Below are 3,730 nucleotides of genomic sequence, written 5' to 3' on the forward strand. Positions count from 1 at the left end.
GCGGCGGGCGCCGTCGCGGACGGCCTGATCTGTCACCCCTTCAGTTCGGTGCAGCACCTCGCCGGGACGGTGCTGCCCGCCGTGCGCGCCGCCCGCGCCGCGGCGGAGGCCGCCGCCGAGCCGTGGACGTCCCGCCCCTTCGAGGTGGTCGGCTCGGTGCTCACCGCCACCGGCCGCACCGAGGAGGAGCTGGCCGCCAGCGTCCGCGGGGTGCGCGAGCGGATCGCCTTCTACGCCTCCACCCCGGCCTACCGTCCCGTGCTGGAGGCACACGGCTGGGGCGGCCTGCACGACGAGCTGCACCCGCTCTCCGTCCGCGGCCGCTGGAAGGAGATGGGCGAACTGATCGACGACGAGGTGTTCGACGCCTTCGCCGTGGCGGGGGAGCCGGCCGAGGCCGCCCGGGAGATCCACCGCCGGTACACGGGCCTGGTCACCCGGCTCTCCGTGCACGCCCCGGACGGCGCCGACCCGGAGCTGGTGCTGGACGTCCTCGGTGCCGTCCGGCGGATCGACACCGCCTCGGGGTGATATGCAACACCGAGTACCTCCGCAGCAGTGCACTGAGTGCCCTGCCGCGCGATTGGTGCTAGGTTCACGGCATGAGCAACCCGCAGAAGACCGAGGGGGAGGCCGCGGCCACCACCGGGAAGCCCGCGATGCGCGACTCCCTGATCGCGGCCGCCTTCCAGCTCTTCCTCGACCGGGGCTACGAGCAGACCACCATCGACGACATCGTCGGCCTGGCCGGCGTCGGCCGCCGCTCGTTCTTCCGCTACTTCCCCTCCAAGGAGGACGTGGTCTTCCCCGACCACGAGCAGTGCCTGGCCGACATGACGGCCTTCCTGCAGGACAGTGCGGACACCGACGACCCCGTCCTCAAGGTCTGCGACGCCGCCCGGCTCGTCCTGCGGATGTACGCCGAGAACCCGACGTTCTCGGTGCAGCGCTACCGCCTCACCCGGAAGGTCCCGGGCCTGCGCGCCTACGAACTCTCCGTGGTCTGGCGCTACGAGCGCACCCTCGCCGACTACCTGCGCGGCCGGTTCGCCGCCCGCAAGGACGGCACCCTGCGCGCCGACGTGGTCGCCGCGGCCGTGGTCGCCGCGCACAACCACGGCCTGCGTTCCTGGCTGCGCGCCAACGGCCAGGGCGACGCCGAGGCCGAGGTGGACCACGCCCTCGAGTACGTCCGCAACGCCTGGCCCGCCAAGCCGCAGGCCCAGCCGGCCGTCGAAGAGGAGGAGGACGACGTGGTGGTCGTCATCGCCAAGCGCAGCACCCCGATGTGGCGCGTCGTCAGGGACGTCGAGGCGAGCCTCCGCCGCGACTGAACGGAAGCAGGGGGGAACGGGTGTGCCTGGTCCGGGAGACGGGCCGACAGCTCGTCCTGGCGCGGTACGCCGCCGGCCCGAGGTCTAACCCATCGCGGTGACGAGGGTGGAGGAGACGTGGCGCAGGGCGGGGTCTGCGGTGATGAAGAACGTTTCGACTCCGGCCAGTCGGTGGTTCATGCGGGCCATCGGCATCTCGTGGTCCAGGTCGTGGATGCCGCGGACTCCGCGGACGACGACGTCGATTCCGGCTCGGCGGCAGTAGTCGGCCAGCAGGCCGCCGGTGTGCGAGTCGACGGTGACGTTGCCCAGGTCGGCTGCTGCCGCGCGGAGCCGGTCCAGCCGTTCGGCGACGGGGAAGCGGCCGGTCTTGCTCGGATTGACCATCACGCAGACGACGACCTCGTCGAACAGGAGGGCGGCGCGGCGGAGAACGTCCCGGTGTCCTCGGGTGACCGGGTCGAAGGATCCTGGGAAGAGGGCTCGCATGATCGGGAAGAGTAACAAGCGCCCGGCCGAGGGGTGTCCCGTTCTCGGGGGTTCCGGCATCATGGCGGGCGTGACCGCAGACCGAAAGGCCCGTGCCGCGTAGGCGGCCCGGCGCGCTCCGCGCCGATCGACGACATGACCCGCGTGCCCGGGGCGATCCGCCGCAGGGCCGCATCCGTTGGCTCTCGGCCCGCACCAGCCTGGCGGTGCATCGTGTCGAGGCGCTCTCGACGGACTACTACGTGTTCCCCGGTGCCACGGCGTGGGCGTTGCGGCGGTACCGGGACTTCGCCCTGTCGCCGGGACGCCGTCCCCTGTACCCGCAGGACGCGGAGTGCCCGTGCCGCGGGTGTTCCTTCGACGACGTGCGGCACGCGCGGGACGTCCTCGACGAGGTCGTGCGGGAGCTGCCCGGCGGTGCCCGCGAGGAGCTGAGGCGTCGGGTGGCCGTGCTGGACGCCGCCTACCTCCGGCGCACCCTGCCGGACCCCTTCGCCGACCGGCGGCAGTGGCGCCCCGATCGCTGGTGGCGCCGCCGTCTCGCGGGCGGAAGGGAGAGCCCGGTGTGAGTCCCGCCGACCGGTGCCCCCGGGTGAGGTCTCTTGCCCAAAATGGTTTGTGATGCAAAGCTGACTGCATGACAGATGCCACGGTGCCGTCGTCGGGCACCCCTCGTGACGTCCTCGCCGGCCTCGACGCCCTGACCCGCAAGGTCCGTGCCGCGCAACGCGGTACCTGGTTCCCCCTGCTGCTGCTCGGCCTGCTCACGCTGGGCGGCGTCCTGGTCGGCCGCCTCACCTTCGAGGTCTCGACCGTGCCCTGCCCGGCGGCCGAGGCCGCGGCAGGCGCCGGCTGCACCCTGATCAAGCAGGGCTCGCCGGTCTACTGGCCCGTCGGACTCGCCCTCGCCTACGCCGCGACGGCGTTCTTCTACATCCGGCGCTCCCGCAACCGGGGCGTCGGCACCCCCGTCCGGCCGTACGTCCTCACCGGGATCGTCCTGGTCGGGGTCGTGAGCGCGACCGCGTACTGGAGCACGCGCCAGGGCGTGCCGCAGCCCGGCGACCCGGTCGACCTCTGGGGTCTGCGCCTCGACCCCGACTCCGGGGTGACGAGGTTCGTCGAGCGCCTCAACGGGAACGCCGCAGCCGTCGGACTGCCGCTGCTCGTGCTCGCCCGGGTGGAGCGCAGCCGCGCACTGCTGCTGCTCGCCGCGGTGTACCTGGCGATCGAACTGGTCCCGCTCACCACCGGCTGGGCGGGGATCGACGCCGCCTCGCCCTGGTCCGTGCTGCCCCGCTACGGCGTGCCCGGCGCGCTGCTGCTGCTCGGGGCCCTCGGGTTCGGCCTGGCCGAGCTGTCCGGCAGGCGCCGCGCGGCATGAGCGACGAGCCCGAGCAGCATCCCGTCAACGGCCTGGACGACGTGGTCCACCAACGCGTCCGGCTGGGCATCCTGACCGTCGCCCACCAGGCGCGCCGCGTCGAGTTCGGCTTCCTGCGCACGACCCTCGGCCTCACCGCCGGCAACCTCAGCCAGCACCTGGCCGTCCTGGAGAAGGCCGGCCTGGTCGAGATCGAGAAGGGCTACGAGGGCAGACGCGCCCGCACCTGGCTCTCCCTCACCCCGGCCGGCGACCGCGCCCTCCGCGAGGAGGTCGCCCAGCTCAAGCGCCTCATCCAGCAGATCGAGCAGGCCGACCCGGCCGCGGAGTCCTGACCGCGGAGTCCTGGCCGCGGCGAGGACGCGGGAACGCCCGACCGGGAAGCCCGGTCGGGCGTTCTGCGTGCGGTCCCGCGCGGCCCGGACGGCCGGGCCGCGGTCGGGTCAGCGGCCCTTGGCCTCGGCGGTGAGCTGGGGCAGGACGGTGAACAGGTCGCCGACGACGCCGTAGTCGACGAGCTCGA

At 73.2% G+C, this 3,730-nt stretch carries 6 protein-coding genes; 5 read left to right on the plus strand and 1 reads right to left on the minus strand.

Translation table 11 applies throughout. The annotated features are described in order from the left end of the window. Positions 1–531, plus strand: a 531-nt coding sequence (locus ABZ641_RS29125; protein ID WP_359986505.1) for an LLM class flavin-dependent oxidoreductase, incomplete at its 5' end; no start/stop codon positions are given. 128 nt (positions 532–659) lie between these two features. Continuing rightward, a complete protein-coding gene (locus ABZ641_RS29130) occupies positions 660–1,334 on the plus strand; it encodes a TetR family transcriptional regulator (protein ID WP_344625213.1) in 675 nt (224 codons plus the stop codon). Between the two features lie 84 nt (positions 1,335–1,418). On the opposite strand, the gene coaD is transcribed toward ABZ641_RS29130, so the two are convergent. After that, positions 1,419–1,823, minus strand: a complete 405-nt coding sequence (gene coaD / locus ABZ641_RS29135; protein WP_359986508.1) for a pantetheine-phosphate adenylyltransferase — start codon at positions 1,821–1,823, stop codon at positions 1,419–1,421. A 206-nt stretch (positions 1,824–2,029) separates the two neighbouring features. Between coaD and ABZ641_RS29140 the strand changes: the two genes are divergently transcribed. The 3 genes from ABZ641_RS29140 to ABZ641_RS29150 all read left to right on the plus strand — a co-directional run bounded on the left by ABZ641_RS29140 (position 2,030) and on the right by ABZ641_RS29150 (position 3,542). Next, on the plus strand, positions 2,030–2,392 hold the full coding sequence (locus ABZ641_RS29140) for a hypothetical protein (protein ID WP_359986511.1): 363 nt from the start codon (positions 2,030–2,032) through the stop codon (positions 2,390–2,392). Positions 2,393–2,460: 68 nt separating this feature from the next. Next, positions 2,461–3,207, plus strand: coding sequence for a hypothetical protein (locus ABZ641_RS29145; protein WP_344625158.1), 747 nt, complete (start codon positions 2,461–2,463; stop codon positions 3,205–3,207). Then, positions 3,204–3,542: a transcriptional regulator gene (locus ABZ641_RS29150; protein ID WP_344625157.1), complete on the plus strand. Its 339-nt coding sequence runs from the start codon at positions 3,204–3,206 to the stop codon at positions 3,540–3,542. The genes ABZ641_RS29145 and ABZ641_RS29150 overlap by 4 nt, the downstream gene beginning before the upstream one ends. Positions 3,543–3,730: the final 188 nt, after the last annotated feature.

It is taken from the genome of Kitasatospora sp. NPDC007106 (assembly GCF_040634455.1).
GTDB classification, from domain to species: domain Bacteria; phylum Actinomycetota; class Actinomycetes; order Streptomycetales; family Streptomycetaceae; genus Kitasatospora; species Kitasatospora arboriphila.

Coding starts and splice junctions, on each gene's coding strand:
- ABZ641_RS29130 (WP_344625213.1), top strand. CDS start 660: ATGCGCGACTCCCTGATCGCGGCCGCCTTCCAGCTCTTCCTCGACCGG.
- coaD (WP_359986508.1), bottom strand. CDS start 1,823: ATGCGAGCCCTCTTCCCAGGATCCTTCGACCCGGTCACCCGAGGACAC.
- ABZ641_RS29145 (WP_344625158.1), top strand. CDS start 2,461: ATGACAGATGCCACGGTGCCGTCGTCGGGCACCCCTCGTGACGTCCTC.
- ABZ641_RS29150 (WP_344625157.1), top strand. CDS start 3,204: ATGAGCGACGAGCCCGAGCAGCATCCCGTCAACGGCCTGGACGACGTG.